This window comes from Stenotrophomonas sp. LST15-1-1.1 (assembly GCF_040815575.1).
Lineage (GTDB): Bacteria > Pseudomonadota > Gammaproteobacteria > Xanthomonadales > Xanthomonadaceae > Stenotrophomonas > Stenotrophomonas lactitubi_B.
In genome coordinates, this window is the sequence record NZ_JBFPNJ010000025.1 from 1 (window position 1) to 255 (window position 255).

Annotated in this window: 1 rRNA gene; it reads right to left on the bottom strand. The window is 57.3% G+C overall.

The features are described 5' to 3' along the window. Window positions 1-85, bottom strand: a 5S ribosomal RNA gene (gene rrf / locus MRBLST15_RS12580); the annotation flags it as partial. Window positions 86-255: the final 170 nt, after the last annotated feature.

Below are 255 nucleotides of genomic sequence, written 5' to 3' on the forward strand. Positions count from 1 at the left end.
AGGCCACACTACCATCGGCGCAGCTACGTTTCACTTCCGAGTTCGGGATGGGATCGGGTGGTTCCATAGCGCTAATTTCACCAGGGAGGCGGTTGGAGTGTCGCCTGGGCGTCGTGTCTTTGCAGGGAGCGGGCATGATGATGCCAGCGTTGCAAAGAGACGCGCCTGAGCGCCTGCCTCTCGTTTGGTCTTGTGACGTAGCGTGCACTTGGATCTATCGACATGTCATGTCGGCCAAGGCAACTTGAGGTTATA